This window comes from Sphingomonas sp. NIBR02145, from assembly GCF_027359115.1.
GTDB lineage: Bacteria > Pseudomonadota > Alphaproteobacteria > Sphingomonadales > Sphingomonadaceae > Sphingomonas > Sphingomonas kyeonggiensis_A.
In genome coordinates this window covers 4,969,612-4,994,750 of sequence record NZ_CP114791.1, presented here as the reverse complement: position 1 = coordinate 4,994,750, position 25,139 = coordinate 4,969,612, and the positions used below count along the sequence as shown (strand labels likewise).

The 25,139-nt window shown below is 64.4% G+C and carries 22 protein-coding genes; 6 read left to right on the top strand and 16 right to left on the bottom strand.

Going from position 1 to position 25,139, the window contains the following annotated elements; all coding sequences use genetic code 11:
• Position 1: 1 nt before the first annotated feature.
• Positions 2-1,048, bottom strand: a complete 1,047-nt coding sequence (locus O3305_RS23025) for a M48 family metallopeptidase (protein ID WP_269574593.1) — start codon at positions 1,046-1,048, stop codon at positions 2-4.
• A 426-nt stretch (positions 1,049-1,474) separates the two neighbouring features.
• Here O3305_RS23025 and O3305_RS23020 point away from each other — a divergent pair, with 426 nt between their 5' ends.
• The 5 genes from O3305_RS23020 to O3305_RS23000 all read left to right on the top strand — a co-directional run bounded on the left by O3305_RS23020 (position 1,475) and on the right by O3305_RS23000 (position 5,555).
• The gene (locus O3305_RS23020) at positions 1,475-1,708 is read left to right on the top strand and encodes a hypothetical protein (protein ID WP_184168150.1); all 234 of its coding nucleotides are present in this window, start codon (positions 1,475-1,477) and stop codon (positions 1,706-1,708) included.
• Between the two features lie 139 nt (positions 1,709-1,847).
• Complete coding sequence (locus O3305_RS23015) at positions 1,848-2,603, top strand: metallophosphoesterase family protein (RefSeq protein ID WP_269574592.1); 756 nt, start codon at positions 1,848-1,850, stop codon at positions 2,601-2,603.
• A 155-nt stretch (positions 2,604-2,758) separates the two neighbouring features.
• The gene (locus tag O3305_RS23010; RefSeq protein WP_184168152.1) at positions 2,759-3,490 is read left to right on the top strand and encodes a class I SAM-dependent methyltransferase; all 732 of its coding nucleotides are present in this window, start codon (positions 2,759-2,761) and stop codon (positions 3,488-3,490) included.
• A 170-nt stretch (positions 3,491-3,660) separates the two neighbouring features.
• Positions 3,661-4,854 (top strand): sugar transferase, encoded by a 1,194-nt coding sequence (locus O3305_RS23005; RefSeq protein ID WP_184168154.1) that lies wholly within the window; start codon positions 3,661-3,663, stop codon positions 4,852-4,854.
• A 26-nt stretch (positions 4,855-4,880) separates the two neighbouring features.
• Positions 4,881-5,555 carry an FkbM family methyltransferase gene (locus tag O3305_RS23000; RefSeq protein WP_269574591.1) on the top strand — a complete coding sequence of 225 codons (675 nt, stop codon included), beginning with the start codon at positions 4,881-4,883 and terminating at the stop codon, positions 5,553-5,555.
• A 76-nt stretch (positions 5,556-5,631) separates the two neighbouring features.
• Here the strand turns inward: O3305_RS23000 and O3305_RS22995 are convergent, their stop codons facing one another.
• The 15 genes from O3305_RS22995 to O3305_RS22925 form a co-directional block, all read right to left on the bottom strand.
• Positions 5,632-6,714: a DUF1972 domain-containing protein gene (locus O3305_RS22995; RefSeq protein WP_269574590.1), complete on the bottom strand. Its 1,083-nt coding sequence runs from the start codon at positions 6,712-6,714 to the stop codon at positions 5,632-5,634.
• 43 nt (positions 6,715-6,757) lie between these two features.
• The gene (locus O3305_RS22990; RefSeq protein WP_269574589.1) at positions 6,758-7,813 is read right to left on the bottom strand and encodes a glycosyltransferase family protein; all 1,056 of its coding nucleotides are present in this window, start codon (positions 7,811-7,813) and stop codon (positions 6,758-6,760) included.
• A gap of 1 nt (position 7,814) precedes the next feature.
• Positions 7,815-9,314, bottom strand: coding sequence for a lipid II flippase MurJ (locus O3305_RS22985; protein WP_269574588.1), 1,500 nt, complete (start codon positions 9,312-9,314; stop codon positions 7,815-7,817).
• A complete protein-coding gene (locus O3305_RS22980; RefSeq protein WP_269574587.1) occupies positions 9,315-10,625 on the bottom strand; it encodes a glycosyltransferase family 4 protein in 1,311 nt (436 codons plus the stop codon). It lies immediately after the preceding gene.
• Positions 10,625-11,629: an EpsG family protein gene (locus O3305_RS22975; protein ID WP_269574586.1), complete on the bottom strand. Its 1,005-nt coding sequence runs from the start codon at positions 11,627-11,629 to the stop codon at positions 10,625-10,627. Before O3305_RS22975 ends, O3305_RS22980 begins: the two co-directional genes overlap by 1 nt.
• A gap of 151 nt (positions 11,630-11,780) precedes the next feature.
• Positions 11,781-12,782 carry a glycosyltransferase gene (locus O3305_RS22970; protein WP_269576585.1) on the bottom strand — a complete coding sequence of 334 codons (1,002 nt, stop codon included), beginning with the start codon at positions 12,780-12,782 and terminating at the stop codon, positions 11,781-11,783.
• A gap of 2 nt (positions 12,783-12,784) precedes the next feature.
• On the bottom strand, positions 12,785-13,789 hold the full coding sequence (locus O3305_RS22965; protein ID WP_269574585.1) for a glycosyltransferase family 10 domain-containing protein: 1,005 nt from the start codon (positions 13,787-13,789) through the stop codon (positions 12,785-12,787).
• A 1-nt stretch (position 13,790) separates the two neighbouring features.
• Positions 13,791-14,537 (bottom strand): O-fucosyltransferase family protein, encoded by a 747-nt coding sequence (locus O3305_RS22960; protein WP_269574584.1) that lies wholly within the window; start codon positions 14,535-14,537, stop codon positions 13,791-13,793.
• The gene (locus O3305_RS22955; protein ID WP_269574583.1) at positions 14,537-15,709 is read right to left on the bottom strand and encodes a DegT/DnrJ/EryC1/StrS family aminotransferase; all 1,173 of its coding nucleotides are present in this window, start codon (positions 15,707-15,709) and stop codon (positions 14,537-14,539) included. The genes O3305_RS22960 and O3305_RS22955 overlap by 1 nt, the downstream gene beginning before the upstream one ends.
• Positions 15,706-16,647, bottom strand: coding sequence for a GDP-L-fucose synthase family protein (locus tag O3305_RS22950; RefSeq protein WP_269574582.1), 942 nt, complete (start codon positions 16,645-16,647; stop codon positions 15,706-15,708). The genes O3305_RS22955 and O3305_RS22950 overlap by 4 nt, the downstream gene beginning before the upstream one ends.
• Before the next feature lie 4 nt (positions 16,648-16,651).
• A complete protein-coding gene (gene gmd, locus O3305_RS22945; RefSeq protein ID WP_184168178.1) occupies positions 16,652-17,758 on the bottom strand; it encodes a GDP-mannose 4,6-dehydratase in 1,107 nt (368 codons plus the stop codon).
• A gap of 85 nt (positions 17,759-17,843) precedes the next feature.
• Positions 17,844-19,052, bottom strand: a complete 1,209-nt coding sequence (locus O3305_RS22940) for a hypothetical protein (protein WP_269574581.1) — start codon at positions 19,050-19,052, stop codon at positions 17,844-17,846.
• Between the two features lie 44 nt (positions 19,053-19,096).
• Positions 19,097-21,295 carry a GumC family protein gene (locus O3305_RS22935; protein ID WP_269574580.1) on the bottom strand — a complete coding sequence of 733 codons (2,199 nt, stop codon included), beginning with the start codon at positions 21,293-21,295 and terminating at the stop codon, positions 19,097-19,099.
• Between the two features lie 28 nt (positions 21,296-21,323).
• Positions 21,324-22,052 (bottom strand): polysaccharide biosynthesis/export family protein, encoded by a 729-nt coding sequence (locus tag O3305_RS22930; RefSeq protein WP_269574579.1) that lies wholly within the window; start codon positions 22,050-22,052, stop codon positions 21,324-21,326.
• 2 nt (positions 22,053-22,054) lie between these two features.
• Positions 22,055-23,455 (bottom strand): O-antigen ligase family protein, encoded by a 1,401-nt coding sequence (locus O3305_RS22925; protein WP_184168183.1) that lies wholly within the window; start codon positions 23,453-23,455, stop codon positions 22,055-22,057.
• 188 nt (positions 23,456-23,643) lie between these two features.
• On the opposite strand from O3305_RS22925, the gene O3305_RS22920 reads away from it, so the two are divergent.
• Positions 23,644-25,125 (top strand): glycosyl hydrolase family 28-related protein, encoded by a 1,482-nt coding sequence (locus tag O3305_RS22920; protein WP_269574578.1) that lies wholly within the window; start codon positions 23,644-23,646, stop codon positions 25,123-25,125.
• Positions 25,126-25,139: the final 14 nt, after the last annotated feature.

Here is a 25,139-nt window from a genome sequence, read left to right as displayed (position 1 = left end):
GCTAGTTCCGCACCAGGATCGACTGCCAGTCGCCATCCAGCGGCTTGTCGCGTTCGCCGAGGATCGGGGGCACGACCGGCCGGGCCGAAATGGTCTCGGCCTTGGCAATCTCGGCCTCGAACGTGGCGACCCGGTCCCGCCAGGCCGGATGCGAGCGGCTGCGCAATATGCCGCCGGCCTTGCTCGGGCCGAAGCGCTTCCAGAAGGCCGTCGTCGCGCGCAGCGGATAGCCGGCATTGGCCAGCAGGTAGACCGAAAGGAGATCCGCCTGGACCTCGGTCTGGCGGAAATACTTCACGTTCGCGCCAAAGCCGGAAAGCAGGCCGTAATCGACGCCGCGCGCAATCAACCGGTCACGGTGGCGCAGGATATTGTGCGCGAATTCATGCGCTACCACTACGGCGATCTGCTCGTCCGGATAGTCCTCGACGAAGCCGGCTCCGACCTGCACCGCGGTGCCGGTGCTGGCCGCGTTGAAGTCATCGGTCATCTCGAATCGGCTGTTGCAGGCGCGGATCGGGCGAATCGTGACATGGATCGGGCGACCGGCTCTAAGTGCGTCCACTTCGATCGATGCATCGACGGGCAGTGCCGCGATTGCGAGGTGCGCGGCATCCAGCCGGTCTGCCTTGCCAGCCTTGCCGGACAGTTTCGCGATCTCGACCGAACCGACCCGAACGAGCGAATCATCGGCGCGCAGCCCCGCCTGCTCCGCCGGGCTGCCGGGCAAGACCCCTTCGACCGCGACCGGCGTGGCGAAACCGAAATGCCGGGCAGCGGCCTCGCGCTGCGGCCCGCCATATTGATCGAGCACGTGAAGCTGCATGCCGGTGCCGGGCTCGGTCCGGTCGCACAGCCGCGCATTGGCCACGGCGAGCCGCCAGCCGATCGCCGCGATGCGCATGTCGGCAGCGCGCACCCCTTCGAACAGGGCGGCATCATCCGCGCGCGTCGACAGGGGCAGGAAAAGCAACGGCAGGACGATGGCCGGAAAGCCGCGGCGACAGGCATGAGCGAGGCGGCGGAACGCGGATGATACGGGCTTCATTCCAGCCATCCTACGCGCGGCCCGCCCCATCGACAAACCCTGGCACGCCCATTCGAGACCCCATCACCCGATTCGCTCTGCACTACCGTGTTTTTGCACCGCAACTCGAACCGGGGCCGGTCTTCCGCAACATATCAGTCACAAAAAAACCCTCCTAACCATCACGAAACAAGGCCATTTCGACGAAGACACTTCATTAACCCCCTTGGCTATATTGGTGCAGCGCGTTAAGGACGGCTGCGTAACCACTTGGTGCGGGTCGCCTGGGTAACAGAAGTGATCCGGATCAACCGGGCCTGTGTTGCCAAAGGGTCACGTCGGGAACTTTCTCGCCGTTACCAAAGTTTGAGGTGTTGCGACGGGTTTGGTCCTATGGCATAGGACTGCCCGACGAGAGCACCAGAGCTCGAAAGAGGGAGAAAAAGAGTGTTCACTAAGCTTCTTACGGCGGCCGCTATCGCGTCGATGGCGACTGCTCCTGTTCTGGCCGCTCCGACGAGCGCTTCGAAGCTGTCGCTGTCGGGCGTTCGCGCCTCGACCTCGACCAGCAAGAAGAGCGAGCTGGCTCCGGCCGTTCTGATCGGCGTTCTCGCCACCGTCGCCATCATCGGCGGCGCCGTGGTTCTCGCCGACAGCGACGACACGCCCGACAGCCCGTAGGATTGTCGGTCGGTCAGCTGACCGAGTTTCAAGTGGCGATCCTTCGGGGTCGCCACTTTTTATTTGCCCGTCGCACGCGTGGCGAGTTGATCTCGCCGGGGCATGAGGGCGAACGGGTTATTTGAGTTTGCAAGTCGGTATGGCGTTCGGCTTATCCCTCTTCAAGCGCCCTGCCAAAGGGAACTCCGCCCTCCCCTCGGGAGAGCGATATTACGCGATCGGCGACATTCACGGCCGCCTGGATCTCCTCAACGAATTGCTCGCACGCATCGAGGAGGATGACCGCCAGCGCGCGCCAGCCGCCACGACGCTGGTCTTCATTGGAGACCTGATCGATCGGGGCCCCGATTCCGCCGGCGTGATCGACGCCCTTATGGCGCTCCGGGAGCGCTTGCCGAATTCCCGGTTCCTGCTCGGAAATCACGAAGAACTGTTTCTTGGCGCCCTTGAGGGCAGCATCGAGATTCTGAAATTCCACCTCCGCGTGGGCGGCAAGGCCACCGTGCTCAGCTACGGCATCTCCGAAGAGGAATACGCACCGGCGAGCCATACCGAGCTCCTCGAGCTCCTGAAGGCCAGGGTCCCCGAGGCCCATGTCCGCTTTCTCGAAAGCTTCGAGGACATGATCATCGCCGGCGACTATGTCTTCGTGCACGCCGGGGTAAATCCGAACCTTCCCCTGGAAAAGCAGCGGGTGAAGGATCTGCGCTGGATCCGGGACAGCTTCCTCGATCACAAGGGCGCCCTGGAGAAAACCGTCGTCCACGGGCACACCATCGTCCCGGAGGCGCAGTTCAAGTCCAACCGGATCGCGATAGACACCGGCGCCTATGACTCAGGCCGCCTGACCGCGCTCGGGCTCGAAGGCGAAGAGCGCTGGCTGCTGCAGACCTGATTGCCTCCCGGTTGCCCGCTCCGGCAGCGCGCGCGACCAAGCCGACTTGACTGGGCGTGCGCGCAAGAGCACGGGAATCTTCCGTTCATCTCCTCGAAAAGGTCGCCCCGGCGACCTCGCTGTGCAAAGTGGGGCATGTTCGCACTGGAGGGCAAATGACTGACGTTCCGGCCAATTTCCGTATCCAGACTTTGAAGGAAATCGTCCGTCACGGGTTGCGACTGGTCGGCCTGGGGCGCCGCCCCTCCCATCTTGGCTCCGGCAATATCCGCGAACGGTTCTCCGAGATCTACGCGTCGGGCGTCTGGCAGGTCGGCAATGACGATGCCCCAGGCTCCGGCGCCGGATCCAGCCTGCAGGCGACGCAGAATATCCGGACCGAACTCCCTCGGATTCTCGACACGCTTGGTGCCGAGACGCTGCTGGACATCGGTTGCGGCGATTTCACCTGGATGCGCGAAGTCAGCCTGTCGCAGCGCTATATCGGTGCCGACATCGTCCCCGCGGTGATCGAGAGCAACACGGCGAATTTCAGCTCGGACCGGCGCGAATTCCATTGCCTGGACGCAATCAGCGGAACCTTGCCCGACGCGGATGCGGTGCTGTGCCGCGAAATGCTGTTCCACCTGAGCTTCGCCGATGCCCGGCGCGCGCTGCAGAATATCCTGAGCAAGCCGCGCAAGTTCATTCTGCTGACGACGGATGGCTCCACCGGCTTCAACCGCGACGTCGATACCGGCGACTTCCGGCTTCTGAACCTTACCCGCCGCCCGTTCGGCTTTCCGACGCCGGCCCATGTCATTGATGACAGCTTCGTATCTCCAGGGCGCGCGATCGGCGTATGGCATGCCGAGGACATCGCCGCCGCCTTGCGCACGCACGCTTGATCTGAACGGCTGACGCCGACATCCAGACAAAATAGTCCAGTACAGAGTAGCCCAGTACGAGAGGGGCAGCGATGAATGTCGACAGAGGGCGCCTAGCGACCCGCTCCGTTTCCCAGACGCTGGGTCGAACACGGTACCAGGTTGCCCTGGCTTTCCTCATTGCCATCCTGGTGCCGGTGGTGCTCCGCCAATATTGGTTTGGGGCGGCGGTGACGTCGCCGAACCAGTTCAACACCGCGGCGGGCGGAACGCTGGCCCTCGTACTCGGCTATCTCGGCTATCGGCGGCTGCATGTGTTTCCCGGCATTACCGCCGGCGGATATATCGTGGCGAGCGTCTCCTTCACCTTCGCCATGCTGGCCACGATGCTCGTGGTCCTTCGCCTCGACTACAGCCGCGTCCAGTTCGCCATCAGCTATGTGCTGACATCGGTGATTTTCACGCTCATCCACCTGATCGTGCGGCGACGTCGCAGGGTTTGCTTCGGCGTGATCCCGGGCGGCAGGACAAACCGGCTCCCGCAGCTCGGCTCGGTAACCTGGCATCATATCGAGACGCCGGACGCCCCCACGCCGCCCCTGCACGGCGTGGTCGTCGATCTGAGCGCCGACCATAGCGCCGCGTGGGACAGCCGGATCACGTCCTTCGTGCTGCAGGGCGCTCCCGTCTATCATGTGAAGCAGGCGATCGAGCAGCTCACCGGCCGGGTCGAAGTCGATCATCTGTCCGAGAACACCCTGGGCTCGCTGAACCCGAACGACGTCTTCTTCAAGATCAAGGCGACGGTCGATATCCTCGCGGCGCTCTGCATGCTGATCGTGCTGTCTCCGGCGATGCTGCTGATTGCGGTGCTGATCCGGCTGGACTCTCCTGGCCCGGCCCTTTTCCGCCAGTGCAGGACGGGTTTTCGCGCCCGCCCGTTCACGATCTACAAGTTCCGCACGATGCGAATTGCGACTGCCGCTTCGAGCGATGAGGAGGCACGCCGACGGGCGATGACCCAGGCCAACGATCCCCGGATCACCCGGCTCGGCGCCTTTCTGCGCAAGAGCCGCCTGGATGAACTGCCGCAGCTGATCAACATCGTGCGTGGCGAGATGAGCCTGATCGGCCCGCGCCCGGAAGCGGCCGAGCTGACAAGCTGGTACGAGAAGGAAATCCCGTTCTACCACTATCGCCACATCATCAAGCCGGGCGTCACCGGCTGGGCGCAGATCAACCAGGGTCACGTCTCCGAGGTTGAGGCCATCAAGGAAAAGCTCAACCTCGACTTCTATTATGTGAAGAACTTTTCGCTCTGGCTGGACATCCTGATCATCCTCAGAACCGTCCACACCATGTTCACCGGCACTGGTGCGCGCTAGCCCTCGATAAGACTAAAGGCTTGAAGATGATCACTTTTCGACGTGTGGCCCGCGGCCTCAAGAATCTCTATCGCCGGGAAGTACTTCGCGATGGCCCCCTTCTGGAGGCAAAGCGCTGGTTCCGCGACAAGGGCGATACGACGCTTCGCCTGGACTATCCGCTCGATGAAGACAGCATCGTCGTGGATCTGGGTGGCTATATCGGCCAATGGGCGCTCGACATCCACGAACGCTATGGCTCGACCGTGCATGTCTTCGAACCGGTGCCCTCGCTCCACGCCACCTGCGTCGAGCGCTTCTCCGGAAAGCCGAAGCTGCACGCCCATCGCTATGGCCTGAGCGACAAGGACGGCACCTTCGCGATCACCGACGATGGCGACGCCTCCAGCTTCGTCAGCCTCGAGAAATCGGATTCGCACATCAATTGCGAACTCCGCTCGGCACCCGCGGCGCTGAATGCGCTCGGGCTCGATCATATCGACCTGCTCAAGCTCAATATCGAGGGCGGCGAATTTGCCGTTCTGCCCGCGCTTATCGAGGCGGGCTGGCTGCCCCGGATCCGCTTCCTGCAGATCCAGTTCCATACCGTCGGCGACTATGATGCGATGCGCGACGCCATTCGCGCAAAGCTGGCGGAAACCCATGATGAGCAGTGGTGCTATCGCTTCGTCTGGGAAGGCTGGGAGCGAAAGCCGGGCTGAACCCGGCACTGGCTCTGTCCATAGCCGCTTGCGATATCCCCGATGGCGCCGCCTGCCCGGCTGCGCCATCGGCGTTTCAGGCTTGGCTATCCGCGCCCAGGCCTTCGCTGGCCAGCTGGAAATACCGGTCTGCGATGATACCCCAGCGATAGGTGTCGCGCAGCGCCGCCAGTGCCTGCGCATCGATCGACACAACCACTTCGCCGGCAAGCGCCTCCGCCAGCTGCCCGGCATCGGCAAAATAGCTGCCCGCGTTGCTGAGCGTGGCGCGATTGAAGGCACAATCGAAGCTGAGCAGCCTGTCCGTGTGAAACAGCGCCTCGACCAGCGACGGATTGGTCCCGCCCACGCTATGGCCGTGGATATAGCCGATCGCGCCGCGTCGGTAGCGCTCCAGCACCCGCTGATCATAGATGGGGTCGAGCAGCCGCAGGTGCGTGCTGGCGCCGAAGCGCTCCCGCAACCGGCGGCCATAGTCGCTTCCGTTCCAGTTTCCGATGAACACCAGGCCCGCGCCGGCCTTGTCGCAGGCCTCGAGGATCATTTCCGTATTGTTCTCGGGCTCGATACGCGCGACCGCGAGATAATATGCCCCTTGCGGCGCGTCGAGCGGCGCGGCGTCGGCGGGCACCGGCGCCTCGGGCAGGACCGTGTGATCGCCGCCATAGGCAATCACCGTCGCCTTGCGCCGGTATCGCGCCTCGAAGATCTCCGCGAGCGCCGAATTGTCGGCAATGATCTTCTGGCTGAAGACGGCCGCGAAATATTCGAGCCCCTTCAGCAGCAGCTTCGAGGAGGCGGAGAACTTGTCCCGCCGCCACTCCATGCCGTCGACATTGGTGATGTAGCAGGTGGAAGGCGACAGGAGGCGCAGCAGCGGGAGGATCCAGCTGCCGGAATAGCCGAACAGGAACACGACCGGACTGCGCTCGACGAAGCGCGCGTGCAGCAGCGCGGCTGCATCGTACAACATGCTCATGGGGCCATTGGCCCGCAGCGGGATGAACACCCGCCTATGGCCGCAGAAATCCTCGGACAGGTCCTCGCTATAGACCTTGCGCTCGCAATAGACCGCGAATGTCATCCGGCCAGGCTCGATATGCCGACACAATTGCTCGGCCAGCGTCTCGAAGCCGCCATAGCGGCCGGGAACGCCCACCGTGCCAACCAGAGAAACGCGCCTCGATCGGCGCGTCCGTGCCCTATTCACGCTCTTCCCCCTGCAAAATCACGCGCAGCGCCTCGCGGAAACGGTCCATGGTGTAAAGCCCGCGCCGCACCTCGCAGGCGGCGCGCAGTTCGGCTTGTCTCGCCGGGTCTCCGGCGAGCGCCGTGATCCGCGCGGCGATCTCCGCCGGATCCCGGGATGCGATGTTGAACGCCAGCGCCGGGCCCAGCACTTCGTCGAGCACCTCGGCTCCCGCGCCTCCCACGGGCACCAGGAACGCGCATGATTCGACCGCTACCAGCGAGAAGGTCTCCACCCACAGTTCGGGATCGGTGGCCAGCAGGGTCAGGAAGCCGTCGGCGAACAAAGTCGATGGCGCGGTTTCGCCGAAATGCACCGCCACGCCAAGCGCGCGGGCCTTCGCCAGCAACCCGGCATCGTACCGCTCGAGATCGGCCAGATAGGCAACGGGCCGCAGTCCCGTCCCGCCCAGCCGCGCCGCGACGTCGAGATAGAGGTCGAACCCCTTCATCGGCGCCGTCGTGCCGATATACAGGAACCGATCGCGCGCCGAAGCCGGCGGCAGGTCCGGCACCGCCACGGGATTGGCAAGGATCGTCGCGTCGATGCCCAGCCCGGAGGCATGGACATGGGAAACGCACATCACCCGCACGCCCCGCCGCATCGCCAGCCGGAGCAGCGGCCGGAAGACTCCGGGAAAGGTCAGCTCATGCAGGTGCAGGAAGACCTGCCGCGGCCGGACCAGCGCCGCGAGCATCGCCGGCGGCAGCGCATAGATGGTGTTGCCCCAGATCCGCTCCCCGCGCAGCACGCGCAGCAGCAGCAGCGGCGCCAGGGCGAGTGACCATAGTGGGAAGAGCAGCTTGCGCACCCGTACCGAGCCGCAGACCAGGTCCGCGCGTACGTCCGGCAGATCCGAGACGAAGCCATGGCCGCCAAAGCCCAGCTGCACCCGGACCCTGGCGCCCAGCGCCTCGAACGCGGCAAACAGCTGCGTGGCCACGCGCTGCGAGCCCGCATAGGCATCGAACGGGTTGAGCAGGGTCACGGGCGGCATCGCGGCGCGCATGTCAGGACTCCGCCGCGGCGGTTCCGGAAGCGAACATCCGATGCTCGACGAACCAGACAATGCCCGCCAGCAGGGCGAAGACCAGGCCGGAGAACACGATCCTGACGGTCAGCGCCTGGGCATCGAGGGCAAGCAGCAGGTCGATCTCGCGCAGGCCGATCGCGGCCAGGGCCATCACCGCGAGTCGGGGGAGCGCAAGCACGCCGAGGTCCCGCAACGCTCCGCGCCCCGCCGCACGGAACATCAGCGCCGCCGCGATGGCGTGCGACACGCACAGGGCGAGCGGCAGCGCGACGAGGCCGAGCCGCGGGAAGAAGCCGACGACCATCGCCATCGATACCACCTGCCCGAGCGACCCGGCAAAGGCATAGGACTTCCCCTTCCCCGCCGCGAGCAGGCTCACCCCGCCCAGCAGGTACAGGATCACCGAGACCAGCGCGGGCGCGTACCAGCGCAGGAGCGGCGCGAGCGCCAGCGCGGAATTGCTCAGGCCGTGCTTCCCGAACAGAATCGTCACTGCGATGTCCGAAAAGCCGTAGAGGAACACCACCGCGGCGCCGCCAACCAGCAGGCACTGCCGCACCCATATGTCGGTCACGCCGCGAAACGCCGCCTCTCCGTCGCGCTGGAATGCATGGGAGAGCTGGGGCAGCGCGAGCGATGCCAGCGCGCTGGTGAACACCGCCTGCAGCGTCGAGCGCGCGAACAGCGCATAGCTGAGAACCGACAATCCGCCGACGCCGGCGAGCGCCGCATATTGACGCTCCAGCAGCCCGCTCGCCTGCCCCAGCAGATAGGGCACGAACAGCGGCAGCGCGACCAGCGTGGCCGCCCTGACATAGAAGCGCAGCTCGCTCCATTTCAGCTGCCGTAGCCGGGAAACCACTGTGCGAAGGAAATCGAACGAGACGGCGAGCGGCGCGAGGACGCCGAGATAATAGGAGACGAGGAGCAGCTCCACCGCCGGCAGTCGCGGAAAGAGCACGATGAAGGCAGTGCCGATCGCCCCCCCGAGCGTTCCGGCGATTTCCGGCCGATAGACCACGCCGACGCAATTCATATAGGCGGTGAGCACCGCGACCAGCTGGGAAAGCACCAGGCCCGGCAGCAGCAGCAATACGAACCTGGTCGCGTCCCCGGTCAGGCCGCCGGTGGACGCGAGCCCGAACATGTCGTCCGACAGGCTGAGCAGCGCGACCAGGCCGAGGCCGATCACCAGCGCGCCCACGACCACGCCGACGCTGACCGACGCTATGTACTTGTCGGCGGCCGCCTGCCCTTCGCCGTGCTGGAACTTAGCATAGGTGGCCCGAAAGGTCTCGACGAAGGGGCCGAACACCATCAGGCTGATCGCGTTCACCAGGCCCAGCGACCAGACCCAGGCGTCGTACATGGCACTTACGCCGAAAATCCGGGCGAACACGAAGATGGTGACCAGGCCGACGCCAAGCTTCAGCCCGCGTACCGTGATCAGGCCGACGAAATCCAGCTGGACCGCCATCTAGCGCCCCTTGGCATGATAGGTTGCGATCGCCGCCTCATAGGCCTCCAGGATCACCTTCTCGCGGCTGTCCCAGCGGAACACGGTGCATTCGCGGGCACAGGCCTCGGCCATCTCGCGGAGCTTCTCCGGGCGCTCCGCCAGCGCCTCCAGCGCCTCCGCCATGTTGCGCTCGATCGCATCGAGGCTCTCGACCGGCAGCTTGATCCCATAGCCGCCGCCGACGGTGTCGTGCATGCCGCAATGGTCCAGGGCCATCAGCGGGACGCAATTCTCCATCGCTTCCCAGATGGTGGTCGGATTGCCCTCGTTGAGCCCGGTCACGACGTGCAGATGCGCGCTGCGGAACAGCTCGGACACCGTCTCCCGCGGAATCTGGCCGTGCCAGGTGATCACGTCATCGATACCCGCCTGGATCGCGGCTTCCTGCATCGACGACATCATCGGGCCATCCCCGATGATGTCGAAATGATAGGCGTGGCGATCCTTCAGCTGCCCGATCGCGCCGAGCAGGATCGGTAGCCCCTTGCGCGCCTCGATGCTGCCGATCCAGGCAACGCGGATCGGCTTTGCCGGGAACTTGCTGGTATCCAGCGTCAACGGCCCCACGATGCCGTTCTCGGGCATGTAGCGGCTGGATACGCCGTGTATCCGCTTGAAGATCGCCTGGTTCTCGCTCGTGGCGGTGAACAGGAAATCGGCGCGCTTGAGCGCCTTGCGCACCCGCCCGCTGAAGCGGAGTTGAAAACCGTTGACCATCGCCCGCAGCGAGAGCTTGGCCAGCCCGCTCGCCGGCATCGCGCGGCGCAGCTGCCAGGGGAAATTCGTGGCGCCGCCGATCGGGCCCCAGACATAGGGTTTGTCCAGCTTCCACAAATGCCCCGGCTCGCGATAGCCGATCGGCCCGAGATAATGGACCAGGTCGAAATCGCGCTCGGCGCAAAGGCGCCTGGCCACCCTGCCCGCCTCGCGATGCCACACCGCATAGGCCAGGTAGAAGCTGTAGAGGAGGAAACCCTTGCGGTTGAAGCGGTTCAGGATCGACGCCAGCCGCGGGGGCTGGACGAAGACATAGTCGACATCCTTGTCGAGCACGTCGCGGACCGCGGCCATATCGTCGTCATCGCCCATATGCGGCCCCGACGTGCCGTACAGCAGGGTGATGTCGCACCATTTCTTCATCGCCTGGATGTGATTCCAGGTCACCGAATATTCCGAGCCCCGCCGCGGCGAGATCATATAGGCCAGCAGCAGCACCCGCCGGCGCGGCGGTGGCGGATCATCCGAACTGGTTTCGGCCAGGCCGTGCATCAGAAGGCGAACTGATAGGGCGAAGCCCAGGCGGCGCCGCGCGCGATGCCGACGACCAGCCACGCCGTGAACATCACCAGCAGCGCGGCGGCGAAACTCGCATCCCGAAGCGACCTGCGCGACAGGAGGTCTGCGGTCAGGAACGCCAGGCAGATCGCGCGCATGCCGTTGAAGTAGAACAGCGCGCGCGCGAACGGGATGAAGCCCCAGCTGGTGTTCACCGGCGTCAGGATCGCGGCGACCAGGAAGAGATAGTGATAGCGCGCATAGCCCTGATCGGCCCAGCGCGCCGCCGTCCTGCGGGAGAACAGGATCAGGATGATATCGACGATCATCCAGAAGAAAGCCGCGATGCCGTAGGAATCATAGCCCCCGGTCAGCAGCAGGTCCGATCGGGAGGTCCGGCCATAGGAGGTATAGTCCAGCATCGGCGCGAGATAGGAGAACAGGAAGATCACCTGGTCCGAGAAGAGCTGGGTCATGAAATAGGCGAGCATCAGCCCGCCCAATTGCAGCGAGACCGGCGGCAGCGAGACGCGCCAGAGCATCAGGCCGATCGGGAAGAAGACGATGGCGCTGCGGTGAAACAGAAACGCCAGGAAGATCATCGCGCCGAAGAGAAACACGTTGCGGCGATTGATCGCGTCAAGCGCGACCAGGATCGCGAAGAACGCCACGCCCTGCCGGATCGTGCTGTTGACCTCGAAGATCAGCAGCGTGGAGAAAATATAGAAGATCACGAGCGCGGCGAGATCGACCCGCTTGCGAAGCCAGGCCACCAGCAGAATGCACTGGACGCAGGTGGTGGCGGCAATGATCGCCTGTGGCGGGAACGAAAAGAGCTTCAGAAACTGGATTAGATAAAGGAACCCCGGCTCGAAATACACCGTCGACGGCGTGTCGTACATGGTGGTGTAGGTGTAATAATCGATATAGCCGAAGAAGTCTCCGCCCACCGCGTAGCGGAAACCGATCACCACCGTGACCAGCACGACGGTGATCACGGACGCGATATTGGCTCCCGATTGGGAGAAGTCTCCGCTCGCCGTCGAATACCATCGCGGCAACTGCCAGACGAGCGCCAGCGAGATGATAAGGCCAAAATAAACAATATATGCGAGCGTCATGTCTCAATCCCAGGCAGCGCTGCCGCGGTCACGCCAACTTGCCGCCCGCCCGCTTCAGCCGGGCGAGAATCCATTGAACGCTCATCAGTGGAAGGAACAGCATGGCCACGCCGAGGTGCTTCGCGGTGAAGCCGCTCGAACTCGCGGTCACCGCCTGCACGAATTCGGGAACCCGCTTCACGCCCCGCCGCTCCACTCCACTAGTCCTGCGCCAATAATATCGCACGCCGCTGACCGCAAATCCGATCTGTCGCTCGATGGCCTGGCGGCCGGCCCGTCCGACGTCCGCCCGCATCGCCACCCCGCGCAGCTTCAGGACGATATGGATCATGTCCCGGACATGCTTCACCGGATTGCTCGCCGCCATGATCGAGCCGGGGCGCATCCGATAGAGATAGGCCGGCCGCTCGATCCTCAGCAGTTTCCTGGCGCAGAGCATCGCCTGAGGTGTGAACAGCGCATCCTCGTGATAGATGCCGGGTTCGAACCAAAGGTCATGCTCGGCCAGCAAGCCCCGCCGGAAGACATAGAATTGCACGGGCATCGGCGGATTGCCGCTCATCAGGAAATCGGTGCCCGGGATCGCCTGCTCGCAATTCTCGCTGAACACCCCGCGCACCAGCGTGCCGCCGATCGTCTCGAAATTCAGCGCGAGCATGTCCACGCCGACCGCCGCGCGATCGAGGATCTGGCCGGTCGCGCCGGGCAGCACCTCGTCATCGCTGTCGACGAACCAGATATAATCGCCCCGGGCGGCGCGTATGCCGGTATTCCGCGCTTCGCTGAGCCCCTTGTTCTCCTGGGTTATGATCGTGACGTTCGGCAGCATCCCACAGATCGCCTGCGCGATGCGGATGCTGTCATCGGGGCTCCCGTCATCGACCAGGATCAGTTCGCACCGATCGGCGAACTCCGGCTCGCGGATGATGCTCTCCACGCATGCGGCGATGAATTCCTCGACGCGGTAGACCGGGACCACGAACGACAGCCCCGGCGTACGCTGCGGTGCTGGGCTGTGTCCTTCCGGCATGGTCACCAGCCCCGTAGGCGATATGCGGCCCGCGTCGCGAGCGTCCGCATGCGTCGGTGCATCCTCGAGCCCAGTTCCCGCCAATTGAAATCGGCAAAGGCCTGGGGCGGCGCAAGCCGCACCGTGCGCGGCGGCGCGTCCTGAACGCGGCCCAGTTCCGCCAGGATCAGGGCCGTGAGATCATGCTCCTCGATCAGGCGCCGGCGTGCCTCGATCAGCGCCGGCAGGCGCGCCTGGTAGATCTCCTCGGCATGGTCGAGCACGTTCGCCACCACGGCCTCCGCCGCGGCCGGATCGTCCAGGTCGAGCCGGATCACCGCGCCCGGGAAGAATTTCTCGATATCGGGGGCGCCGGCATAGATGGGCACCGCATAACCCAGGATCGGATCGGCGATCTTCTCCGTCCAGAGCCCCGGCACGCCGCTGTTCTCGAAGCAGAGATGGAAGCGATAGGGCAGCAGCGCTTCGTCCTTGTACTCGACGAACCGGTGCGGGCGGCCGAAGAAGTCGATGCGCTCGCCAAAGCGCTGCCGGAACCGCTCGATCAGGCGCAACCGCTTGAAATGGTTGGGCAGGTAGGAAAGGTTCGACGTCACGACCGAGATGTCGCGCGTCTTCTCGGGTATCGGCAGTGCCCGGAGCGCCGCGTGGTCGTAGCGATAGCTCTGCTCGCTGCCATTGTAGCCGAAATGCCAGTTGTTGAAGTGCTGGATGCGCACCGCATCGGGGTGGCGCCCCGGCTTGGCCGAATAGACGCGATCGAACTGCGCGAGGAAGCCCGGCGGATAGATGCCGATCTCCGGCGGCTCGCCCGAAACGAAGACAAGCCCGCCTTCGCGCACCGTCAGCGCTGCCGGGACCGACATGCCTTCGAATACGATCGCGAGGTCCCAGTCGCCGCCGTCTCCATTCTCGACGAGCTCGACCTTCTCGGAAAATTGCGCGCCGATATGCTGGGTGTACAGCGGATAGGCATGCCGGGTGAGCAGGTTCACACGCGCGCGCATGTCAGGCCTTCTCCCCGGCCAGGGTAGCACGCAGCAATGCCTGGGTCTCGGCAAGCCTCGGGTCATCGAAGCTGGCGTCGGTGTCGCCGAGCACCGAAGCCCAGAACAGCAAGGTGCTGTTGTTCCCGTCGATCGCACCGAAGCGGCAGAAGGTCCGCAACACGTCCTCGCTCTTCATGCCCGCCGTCGTCACGACATGGGCTTCGCGCTCGGCCAGCAGCGGCGCGAGTTCGGGCGACGAGAGCAGCGCTTCATCGTTGGTAAGCAGGGCGGCTCCTCTCGGGATCGCTGCCATGCGCGACTGGACATGCGCGATGGCAGCGGCGCGGTCGGCGAAAAAGTCGCCGAGGCGCAGATGCACGCCGAACGGATAGAGCTTTTCGCCCGGAATGGCGAGATCCAGGCGCAGGTCGGCCAGGGCGCTCGCGACCGCCTGGGGCGAGAAGCGGGCATAGTCCCGGCTCGACTGGAAATAGCCGTCGAGCAGCGTGACGCCCGGAAGCGCGATCCATTCCCGCTTCGCGCCGAGCCGTGCGGCGATCTTGGGCAGCCGGGCAGCCGAGAGCGCGCGCATCCAGCCGGCGGGCGCCTCGTACGGGAGTTCGTCGCTCTGCGTGAAGCGGTGCGGGTAGTTCAGGTCGTGGATCTGGTACAGCCGCTCGCCCCGCTCCGCCGCGAACAGGCGGGCGAAGAGCAGCTGGAACAGTTGATTGCCCAGGCCACCATGGGTTCGAACGACAACCGGCATCAGATCTCGAGCGAGGCGAGCGCCTCAATGGCATCGGGTATCGGATAATGGTGGTTGCCCACGAACACGCCGTGCGCATCCACATGGTCCGCGGCGGTCAGCCGGCCGTGCACTTCGTGATCCATGTACTTCACCACCTCCTTGGCAGCGAAATTCCCGGCCACGATCGGGCGGCATTCGAATCCCTTCGCATGCAACGCCCCCAGCAACCGGCTGCGCGTGAGATTCCGGCCCGGCCGCACGACGAGGCTGAAGCCGAACCAGCTGCTCTTTCCGGTCTCCCGCTGTATCATCAGGTCCGGATGCTGAGACAGGGCAGCCTGCAGAAGCGCACCATTTTCCTGCCGCGCGGCGATTAGCCCCGGCAGCTTCTCCACCTGGCAGATGCCCAGGGCACCAGACATCTCCAACGGGCGAAGATTGTAGCCCGGAAGGATGAAGCGGAAGGCTTCCTCGAAATAGTCATCCGACTTGTCGGAGCAGATATGGTTCACGCGCGGCAGATTGCGCGTCCAGCCATGCGCGCGAAGCGAGAGGAGGATGTGGTACAGCTCCTCGTCGTCCGTCGAGACCATGCCGCCTTCCATCGTCGAGATGTGATGGCTGAAGAAGCAGCTATAGGTCCCCATCAGGCCGAAGGTGCCGGCCTGCTTGCCGTCGAATTCGGCGCCGAGGGATTCACAATTGTCTTCGAGCAGGATCAGGCCATGCGCGTCACAGATCTTCTGGAGGCGCGCAAAATCGTTCGGATTGCCGAGAAGATTGACCGCGAGGATCGCGCGCGTCGACGGGCCGATCGCAGCCTCAACCGCATCGAGATCGAGATTCAGCGTCTCGAGATCGATGTCCACGAACTTCATCTTCAGGCCATACTGGTGGAGCGGGTAGTAGGTCGTGCTCCAGGAAACCGCCGGAACGATCACCTCGTCGCCACGCTTGAGCCGGCGCTTCTCGTCCGACGTGTAGAACAGCGCCGCGATCATCAGGAGATTGGCCGAGGAACCCGAATTGACCATCACGGAGTAGCTCGCCCCGAGATAGTCCGCGAAGGCGCGCTCGAACGCCTGCACCTTCGGACCCATGGTGAAGTGTCCGGAAGCGATCACGTCCTGCAACGCCTGGTATTCAGCTTCGTCCCAGGTGGAATTCGCCAGCGGGAAAACAAAGCTCATACTGCGCTCCTCAGAAAGAACTCATAAGTCAGACCCACTGCCTGCTTGAGGTCATGGCGGGGCTTCCACCCCATTGCGTCGAGACGCGACACGTCGACGACTTTCCGCGCCATCCCGACCGGACGGTCCAGGTCGTGGTGGAAGCCGCCGGAATATCCGAGGACATCCGCCACGGTCTGATAATATTCGTTGATGCTGTAGTCGAAGCCCAGGCCGATGTTCATCAGGTCGGGCATCGCATCGAAATTCTGCAGGCAGTGCACCACGGCATCCGCGAAGTCGGTCGCGAACAGGAATTCCCGCCGCGCCGTGCCGTCGCCCCAGATCTCCACCGATTCCGCGCCCGTCTGGATCGCGCCGTGCACCTTCTGGATGATCGCCGGCAACAGATGGGAGCTGGCCGGCTTGAAATTGTCATGCCGTCCGAAGAGGTTGCACGGGATGACCGACTTCAGCGAGGTCGCCTCGCTGGCTGCGTCGAGATAGGCCGCGAGCTTGAGCACCGCGATCTTGGCCAGCGCATAGCCTTCGTTCGTCGGCTCCAGCGGACCGGTCAGAAGGTCCTCCTCGCGCAGCAGCGTCGTGCGGTCGCGCGGGTAGATGCAGGAGCTGGCGAGGTTCAGCACGACCGAGGCGCCCGCCTCCACCGCCGCCGTGATAACGTTGCGACCGAGATCGAGATTCTCGATCAGAAAGCCGGCGGGGTCCCGCATGTTCGCCTGGATGCCGCCCACCTTGCCGGCAGCATGGATCACCGTGACCGGCCGATGCAGCTGCATATAGGCGCGCACCGCGGCTGCGTCCCGCAGGTCCAGTTCGGCACGCCCCGGCATGAGCAACCGCGCCCCGCTCAGGGCCGGATGCTCGCGCAGATTCTGCCCGACCATCCCCGTGCCACCGGTTACAAGGATGGGCTCCAGCAGTCCCGATGCGGCCATGCCTTCAATACCCGGAATGGGCGATGAGCGCAGCGCGACGCGCCGCCTTGAGATCCGCCTCGACCATTTCCGCGCAGAGATCGCGGGTCGAAATCTCGGGCAGCCAGCCGAGGTCGTCCTTCGCCAGGGCCGGATCACCGAGCAGGGTCTCGACTTCGGCCGGACGGAAATATTTCGGATCGACGCGCACGATCACGTCGCCCGGCTTCACTGCCGGCGCATTGTCGCCGCTGACCGCCTCGACGATGCCGCGCTCCTCAACGCCCTCGCCCTCGAAGCGCAGCGTGATCCCGAGGCCTTCGGCGCTCCAGGTCAGGAACTCGCGGACGCTGAACTGCACGCCGGTCGCGATCACATAGTCCTTGGGGGTTTCCTGCTGCAGCATGAGCCACTGCATCCGCACATAATCGCGCGCATGCCCCCAGTCGCGCTTCGCATCGAGATTGCCGAGATACAGGCAATTCTCAAGCCCCTGCGCGATGTTGCAAAGGCCGCGGGTGATCTTGCGGGTGACGAAGGTCTCGCCGCGGCGCGGGCTCTCATGATTGAACAGGATGCCGTTGCAGGCGTACATCCCATAGGCCTCACGATAATTCACCGTGATCCAATAGGCGTAGAGCTTCGCCACCGCATAGGGGCTGCGCGGATAGAAGGGCGTCTTCTCGGTCTGCGGCACCGTCTGCACCAGGCCATAGAGCTCGCTGCTCGATGCCTGATAGAAGCGCGTGCGCTCCTGGAGCCCGAGCAGGCGGATCGCCTCGAGCACGCGGAGGGCGCCCACGCCGGTGACGTCGGCGGTATATTCGGGCAGCTCGAACGAAACCGCGACGTGGCTCTGCGCGCCGAGATTATAGACCTCGTCCGGCTGGATCTGCTGCATCAGCCGAATGAGGTTCGTGGAGTCCGCCAGATCGCCATAGTGGAGATGCAGGTTCACATCCTGGGCGTGCGGGTCCTGGAAGATATGGTCGATGCGCCCGGTGTTGAACGAGCTGGACCGGCGCTTGATGCCGTGGACGACATAGCCCTTCTGCAGCAGAAACTCGGCAAGATAGGATCCGTCCTGCCCCGTGATTCCGGTGATCAGCGCAACCTTTTGACCAGAACTCATAGATCTTACCGAGCCCGAAGGCTCTCTCCGCTAGAAACGTTTGGGAAACCGCCGTCCGAAAAAGCCGCGGGAAATCAGGAGCAGCCTAACGAGGAGCGACGCGCGTCAGATCGATCTTCACCACGTCGAAAGTCACCCCTTGCCGGTCTTCGCCCCCGCTCACATCAAGCTCCAGAAACTGGTGCGGGCACCCTTCGTCGATAAGGATCGAATCGTCAATCTCCTCGGATTGCGCTCCGTTGACCGGACGGCCCTGCCACACGATCCGGCTGCCTTCGCCGATTCCGCAGCGTAAAATCCAATTGGCCTTTGCCCGCGCGGGCAAGGCGATGTTGTCGTACTTGGCCTGGAAGCGATACCGCCCCGGCGCGAGGAACAGCAGCTTGCTCGCGGCCGTGCCGCCATGGCCGGGATTGGCATAGGCACTGAATCCGGTCTGGCCATTGGCGGCACTGGAGAATTCCGCGCCGGCATCGGGATCGCTGACCAAACGCCATCCAAGCGCGCCGAACTTCCTGCTTGCGTCGCGCTCGCCGATCGCGGCGCTGCGCAGAACGGTTAGATCGGCATAAGGCAGCGAGCGATAGAAGCGCTCGAGCTCGTCGAAAGCCGCTGCACCGGCCAATTTGTCGACCAGCTGGATCTCGATGATGCGATAGACGGAATCACGCGGAAGCGGCCCGTCCTCGAGGATCATCGCCGACAGCACGCGAGGATCCTGGTCCGGCGCAGCGACGCGCGTGATCAGGAACGGCACGAGCCACGGAGCGCCGGCCTTCACATAAGGCTTCATCGCCTTGCGGATTTCCGGATCCGACAAGGCATTGCCAAGCGCGGGCAGCAACAGGTCGCGCGCGCCCTCGCTGGAACGCAGCGCGAGATCATATTGCACGAGGACCTGGGGCAGCTGGTTGTGCGCGGCGTGATATTCGATCAGCCAGAGCTGGGCGAGACGCGTACGCTGGCCCACGCGCTGCGCGAGATTGATCAGGCGGGCGGCGCCGGCCTGATCCCCGCGAAGATCCCTGGCGATACCCAGCGCGGCGATCGCGCTGGGATTGATCGCCTGCGCCCGGATCGAGCGAAGCGCCAGGTCGCTCACCCGCCCCGCCGAGGCAGGATCCGGCGTCGTCAGTACGCGCTGCGCCATCCCGGCGAGCGCGCCACTGTCATGTGGTGCGAAACGCAGTGCCGCGGACGGATCGCTCCCGCGATAGACAGAGCCCATCGCGGCGGCGAAGCTCGCATAGCCGATTCCGGCTGCCAGGATCCCAAGTGCAATGCCCCGGCCCATTCTGGCCCTGTCGGAAAAGGCATCACGAAGGGATCCCCGACGGCTCATCGCGCGTCGCCGCCCTCATCGTTTCCGTAGCCATAGCCATAGCCGTAGCCATAGCCATAGCCCGCCTGACGGCGCTTGAGCTTGGTCAGCACCACGCCGAAGATGTGCGCGTGGACATCCTGGAGACGGCTGAGCGACGACTTCACGCCGCGCACCGCCACGCCCTCGGCCTCGACCACGAACACGCTGCCCTCAACCGAGCGCGACAGCAGCGGCGCGTCGGCCAGGCCAAGGATCGGCGGGGAGTCGACGACGACATGATCGAACTCTTCGAGCAACTGACGGACCAGAAGGCCCATGCGGTCGCTGCTCAGCAGCTCGGCGGCGCTCGGCGGGATCGGGCCCGACGACATGATCGACACGCCACGCAGCGGCGTCTCGACGACGAACGAACGCCAATCATTCTCGCCGGCCAGGAAGTTGCTCAAACCGCGCTCGTTCTTGACCCCGAACAGGCCATGGACGGACGGACGGCGCATGTCGGCATCGACCAGAATGACCTTCTTCGAGGTACGACCCAGCACGGTAGCGAGCGCGAACGCGGTCGTGCTCTTGCCTTCCGCAGGCCGGGTACTGGTGACCATGAGCGATCGCGGCACACCGTGATCGGTCGAGAAGGACAGGTTGGAGCGAATACTGAGATAGGCTTCGGAAAGCTCGGACTTCGCATCGGCCAGCGCCTTCGACGCGTCCTCTCCCTCCACGTCGGGCACGCTGCCCAGCAAGGGAACCTGCAGGACCCGGTTGACCTGGCTCGGCTCGCGCAATCCCTCGTCGATCTGATCGAGTGCGATCGTCGCAATGCCCGCAAAGGCAAGGCCGCCCAGCATCGCCAAAGCGAGATTGAGGAACAGGCGGGGCGAGGAAGGCTTCGCCGGCACCTTCGCGGTATCGACGATCGCGATGTTGCTCGGGGTCACCCCGGCGACGCCGATCTCCTTGTAGCGCTGCAGCAGCGCATCATAGAGCTGGCGATTGGTGTCGGCCTCGCGCTGGTAGATATTGTACTGGATGCTGTCGCGCTGCTCGACATCGAGCCGCTTCTTCAGCACCGAGACCTGTTCGCGCAATTCCGCCTCGCGGCGCGTTGCCTCGCGGAACGCATTGCTGTCGAGGCCGGTTACGCGACGCTCCTCACGGGCAATGCTCGCATCCAGAACCCCGAGCTGCTCGTGCAGCGCCCGCGCCGCCGGATATTGCGGCTCGAACTGCACCAGCATGCGGGCATATTCCGACGCGACTTCCGCGCGGCGCTGCCGCAGCTGCGACAGGGCGGAGTTGGCGAGCGCAAGCGGATTGCTGTCCGCGGAGCCGCCGCTCTTCATCCGGCTCTCCGCCGCGATGCGATCGGCAATCGCCTTGCTCAGGGCATCGTTCAGCGCTTCGAGATCGACCGCCGTCAGCGTCCGCTCGGCCTGGGTCTTGCCATCGGCGCCCTGCGTCCGGTGGAGCGTCACGATGTCGCGCTCCGAGGCATAGGAAACCAGGTCCCGCTCGGACTTTTCGAGCTTGCCGCGAAGATCGTTCAGTTGGCGCTCGAGGAAGGAACGCGCGTCGGCAGTCGACGAGAAGCGACGGTCGGCGCTGGCTTCGATGAACTGCTGCGTCCAGGCATTGGCGATTTCCGCGGAAAGCGCAGGCGACCCGCTGGTGTAGCTGACGTCGACAAGCGCGGAGCCGCGAACCGGCGCGATGCCGATATGCGCGAGCACCAGGTTGGTCGCGGCCTTCTCGCGCTCATCGGCGATCGACGACGCCGCGCCGGCAGGCTTGCCGGCGGCAAAGGCGGCGGGATCGATCCCGTGCGCGGCAAAGAACGCATCGTTGCTCGCCAGCCGCAGCCTGCGCACGACGCGCTCGCCCAGCGTGCGCGCCTCGAGCAGCGCATACTGGGTCTGGTAGAATTCCAGGTCGCGGCCCGCATCGGCCGGCTCAAGACCTTCGACCTTCGTGATATTCTTCTGATCGCGGCTGATCTCCACGCGCGCACGCGCGGTGTATTGCGGCGTCATCATCATCGTGGCGACAAAGCCGAGGACAACCGAAACGACCAGGATCGACGCGATCACCCACTTCCAGCGGTTGATGATCTGCCAATACTGAAGCAGCAGCGGCGGCGCGAGCGAGGATACCCGCTTCACCTCACCCTGGCCCCCAGCAACCTGCGCGTGCCCTTCAGTATCTGTCTGCGACATGTGGGAAAATATCCGAGTGTCAGTTTGATTAGTTTTGAAGGGCCACGACCAGCGGAGTCGTCACCAGCGGAATGATCGAGATGAAGTCGCGGAAGAGGCGGCGCGCGTAGGATTCCCCGACGACCACGACGTCGTTTGCGTAGACCTCAGGGTCCGCATAGGCGCCCTGACGAATGGCCTTCAGGTTATACAGCGCGGCATATTTCTGCCCCTGCACCGTCCGGAACACGACAACATAGTCGAGCTTCGCATATTCGGTGGCGCCCTTGGCAGTCGCGACCGCGCGCATCAGCGTCATGCGGCCCACCACGGGATACAGGCCCGGCTCGCGAACCTGGCCGTCCACGGTGACGACCTGGCTCACGGTCTCCTTGAGATTCACCGTGACCTGCGGATCCCGGATATGCGCGGCGCGAAGGCGATCGCGGAGAATGTCCTGGATTTCGGCCGGCGTGCGGCCGGCAGCCTCCACCACCCCCGCCAGCGGGAACGAAATTCGCCCGCTCGCATCGGTCTGGACTTCCTTCTTGCTCAGTTCCTCGACGCCGAAGACGTCGATCTCCAGCTTGTCGAACGGGCCGACAAGATAGGGACGGTCTTCGCCGACGATATCCACGCGCGAAGGCGGCGGCAGCTCATTGCCGACCACCACCTGCGTACCGGCATCACCACCAAGCGCACGACTACCGGCACAGGCCGAGAGCGCGGAAACGGCGACCAGCAGCGCGACCCCGCGAAAAGCACCAAAACTCAGCAAGATTATTTCCCTCCTACCTCATCGTCGATGAGGCCCTTGCCGTCCTTTACAGCGCGTCTCTCGCCGGAAACCCACAAAACCGCAACAACGAAAAGGCAAGAAATCGACGGGACACGAAGCGGATAGTCCCCGAGACTCGCAAGCGCAACAAAAACCACGAGAAATGCGCCCAGGCGGCCAAATAGATCGCCCTCGGCGCGCACCGGAGCACGGAAGCGGCTCCATATCCTGCGCCCCAGCAAAACCACCGCCAGCAAGAGCAGAATTACGCCCGGCACGCCTGCAGTCAGCCAGATCTCCAGGAAATCATTATGCGCGTGGTTGGTGTAGGTCAGCGACAGCAGGTTTCTAGGTTCATCGACCTGATATACCTCGACGAACGAGCCGACGCCGGACCCGAACGGGAAGTATTTCCATGCCATTTCGGCAATGGGCCCCCACATCTGGAAACGGCGATCATTGCCCTGCCCCGCCGCCAGCAGGCGGCTCAGCGCCTCGGCCTTCGAGCTCAGCGCCGCGATCGCGACCATCGCCGATACGACGGCGGCCGCGGCCCAATAGCGCCAGTCGCGCCACAGCGCCTTGGAACGCCCGCCGCGGCGCGTGCTGGGCAGCCGATATATCATGGCGATGCTCAGCAGCCCGCAGATCCCGATCAGCAGGCCCGCGCGCGATCCGGTGATCAGCAACAGCGGCACGAGGACCAACCCGGCTCCAGCGGCCAGCAGCGAACGCCCGATGCTCCGCTCTCCCTTGTCCCCGCGCAGCATCGCGTAGGTGGCAAGCATCGGAAACAGCAGCGCAAGCAGCAACGCCTGGTGATTGCGATTGGCGAACATGCCGACCGCGGCGCCGTCATTGGTGACGCGGTAGAGATACAGCGACCCGTGCGGGGGGCCGAGTATCTGGAGGATACCCAGCACGCCGCTCAGCAGGCCCAGCGCCACGAACAGCGGCAGCAGCGCGTGCAACTCGCGCTGCCGAAGCTGCACGCCCATCAGGAATATCGCGAAGGGCACCAGCAGGCTGTACAGGGCGTTCCAGCTATCGTCCGGCGCCAGGCTCAGCGGCCGCCACACGCCCTGCAGGCCGGCAGCTGCATCGACCTGAACCGCGAGCTGCCGCCCCGGCAGGTTCTGCCAGAGCGCGGGCGGCAACGGGATGAGGTGCAGGATGCAAAGCCCGGCAACTGCCGCGGCGATGCCAAACGCGAACCGATTGGCCCGAACTTCTTCCATGCGCAGGGAGAACAGGGCGAAGCAACACATCAGCGCCGCAGCAGGCCGCAGGATCAACAGGGATTCAACATCGTCCCGCGAGCCGCCGCCGATGAAGAAAACAAGCACCAGAAATGCCGCTATCACCCAGAACTTCGCCCGGAACTGACGAATATATTGCATCATCGCGCATTTTCTTTCTGACGCCGGCATCGCCTGCCGAGAAGGATGGCGGCACGGCGTTAGATGCGGCCATTACGAGCGTCAACCGCACCCCGGCGCCGCCCCGGCCCGGCTCCACCCCGCACGGGGAAGACGTCGGCGCGGAATCGTGGCAGGGCCACCCGCAAACGCCACAAGGAAAGCCTGCCCGAATGCCGATCGATGCCCCTCACGCCTCGCGGCGCATGCTGCTGGCCGCACTCGCAGGCTCGGCCGCGCATCCCGTGGCAGCCCGGGCGCTGTACAGGAATGGCGGCCCCGACATAATCGGCGCACCGCAGGACGCACCGCAGCCCCGGCCGATCCAGGGCTTCGTCTCGGTGCTTGATTTCGGCGCCACCGGCCACGGCACCTCGGACGATACCAGCGCCTTCCAGAAGGCCATCGACTTCGTTTCCGAGCACGGCTTTGCCCTGCACGCTCCCGCCGGACGCTACCGGCTGACCAAGACCCTAGAAATCAAGGAAAACATCACGATTTCAGGCGACGGATCGGACAACACGCTGCTGCACCTGGACAGTGACGGCCCGATCCCGGCGATCCGCATATCCTGCCGCGACAATTCCAGCATCATCGGATTGCGGATCCAGGGCCTGAAACTGATCTGCGGCACCCCCGGCTCCGCCAGCGACGGCATCGAGATCATTACGACGAAGGTCAATTCGAGCGTCAATCAATCCGTCTTCGAAGATCTGTTCATCATCAACCCGCGCATCGGCATCCGCATTGGCGGCGTGGTCTACCGATCGATCTGGCAGAACATCACCATCTCCGGCCGCGTATCCAGATATGGCATATATTGCGAAGACGCGTTCATCGACGTCACCTACAATACATTCTGGAATATCGAGGTCACCGGCGTAACCGACAAGGCATATGCCTATTACATTCATTCGAACTTCTCGAATTTCATCAACCTGACCTGCGATGGCTGCTGTTATTTCTCCTCACCCGGAGGATCCATCATCAACCTCGCGGTCGAGACGATGACCGCCGACCATCCGCCGAGCGACAGCGTCGTGACCCTGAATCAGGTCCAGACGGCAAGCAACTTCAACCTGCTCAGCATCCGCCCCACCCAATGCCTGTATGCAGTCAAGGTGATTGGTCGCGCCGTCACGATCGCGGGGCTGCGCTTCGGCGGCGCCCAGCCCTCCCGCCCGATCTTCTTCGATCACGGGTCCTCGGGCGTCGTGAATGGCATCTACATGGATCCGCCATTCGAGAAGCTGGACAGCTATACGCCCGCCGCGGTGCTCAACAACTGGGCGCTGCTCGGCTGCGATGGGGTATCTTCCCGAACGCTCACCTACGCCGAAGACGATTGGACACCCAAGTTCATCGGCTGGGCCAAGCCCCCGAAGCTTCGTTCGGCAACCTATGAGCGGATCGGTCGCCGCGTGTTCGTCACGCTCGAAGCCGAGGGCGGGGTGAGCTCGGCCACTGCGCGCATCGAGGGCATGCCATTCGCCTGCGCCACCGGGGCGGCGGCCACGGTGAGCCTGAATGCCGATGGCGCGCCGCTCGCCGCGCGCGCCAGCCTTGCGCCGGGAAGCAACCGCATCGGCGGCATGGGTCAGCACGATCTCTCGCAGAAGGTCTGGCAGATGTCGGCCTCCTATCGCAGCGCCTAGCCCGACGGCAAGAC

What these genes read in the sequence shown, in the direction of transcription:
- O3305_RS23025 (WP_269574593.1), bottom strand. Translation starts at nt 1,048, where the DNA reads ATGAAGCCCGTATCATCCGCGTTCCGCCGCCTCGCTCATGCCTGTCGC.
- O3305_RS23015 (WP_269574592.1), top strand. Translation starts at nt 1,848, where the DNA reads ATGGCGTTCGGCTTATCCCTCTTCAAGCGCCCTGCCAAAGGGAACTCC.
- O3305_RS23010 (WP_184168152.1), top strand. Translation starts at nt 2,759, where the DNA reads ATGACTGACGTTCCGGCCAATTTCCGTATCCAGACTTTGAAGGAAATC.
- O3305_RS23000 (WP_269574591.1), top strand. Translation starts at nt 4,881, where the DNA reads ATGATCACTTTTCGACGTGTGGCCCGCGGCCTCAAGAATCTCTATCGC.
- O3305_RS22990 (WP_269574589.1), bottom strand. Translation starts at nt 7,813, where the DNA reads ATGCGCGCCGCGATGCCGCCCGTGACCCTGCTCAACCCGTTCGATGCC.
- O3305_RS22985 (WP_269574588.1), bottom strand. Translation starts at nt 9,314, where the DNA reads ATGGCGGTCCAGCTGGATTTCGTCGGCCTGATCACGGTACGCGGGCTG.
- O3305_RS22980 (WP_269574587.1), bottom strand. Translation starts at nt 10,625, where the DNA reads ATGCACGGCCTGGCCGAAACCAGTTCGGATGATCCGCCACCGCCGCGC.
- O3305_RS22970 (WP_269576585.1), bottom strand. Translation starts at nt 12,782, where the DNA reads ATGCCGGAAGGACACAGCCCAGCACCGCAGCGTACGCCGGGGCTGTCG.
- O3305_RS22965 (WP_269574585.1), bottom strand. Translation starts at nt 13,789, where the DNA reads ATGCGCGCGCGTGTGAACCTGCTCACCCGGCATGCCTATCCGCTGTAC.
- O3305_RS22960 (WP_269574584.1), bottom strand. Translation starts at nt 14,537, where the DNA reads ATGCCGGTTGTCGTTCGAACCCATGGTGGCCTGGGCAATCAACTGTTC.
- O3305_RS22955 (WP_269574583.1), bottom strand. Translation starts at nt 15,709, where the DNA reads ATGAGCTTTGTTTTCCCGCTGGCGAATTCCACCTGGGACGAAGCTGAA.
- O3305_RS22950 (WP_269574582.1), bottom strand. Translation starts at nt 16,647, where the DNA reads ATGGCCGCATCGGGACTGCTGGAGCCCATCCTTGTAACCGGTGGCACG.
- gmd (WP_184168178.1), bottom strand. Translation starts at nt 17,758, where the DNA reads ATGAGTTCTGGTCAAAAGGTTGCGCTGATCACCGGAATCACGGGGCAG.
- O3305_RS22940 (WP_269574581.1), bottom strand. Translation starts at nt 19,052, where the DNA reads ATGGGCCGGGGCATTGCACTTGGGATCCTGGCAGCCGGAATCGGCTAT.
- O3305_RS22935 (WP_269574580.1), bottom strand. Translation starts at nt 21,295, where the DNA reads ATGTCGCAGACAGATACTGAAGGGCACGCGCAGGTTGCTGGGGGCCAG.
- O3305_RS22925 (WP_184168183.1), bottom strand. Translation starts at nt 23,455, where the DNA reads ATGATGCAATATATTCGTCAGTTCCGGGCGAAGTTCTGGGTGATAGCG.
- O3305_RS22920 (WP_269574578.1), top strand. Translation starts at nt 23,644, where the DNA reads ATGCCGATCGATGCCCCTCACGCCTCGCGGCGCATGCTGCTGGCCGCA.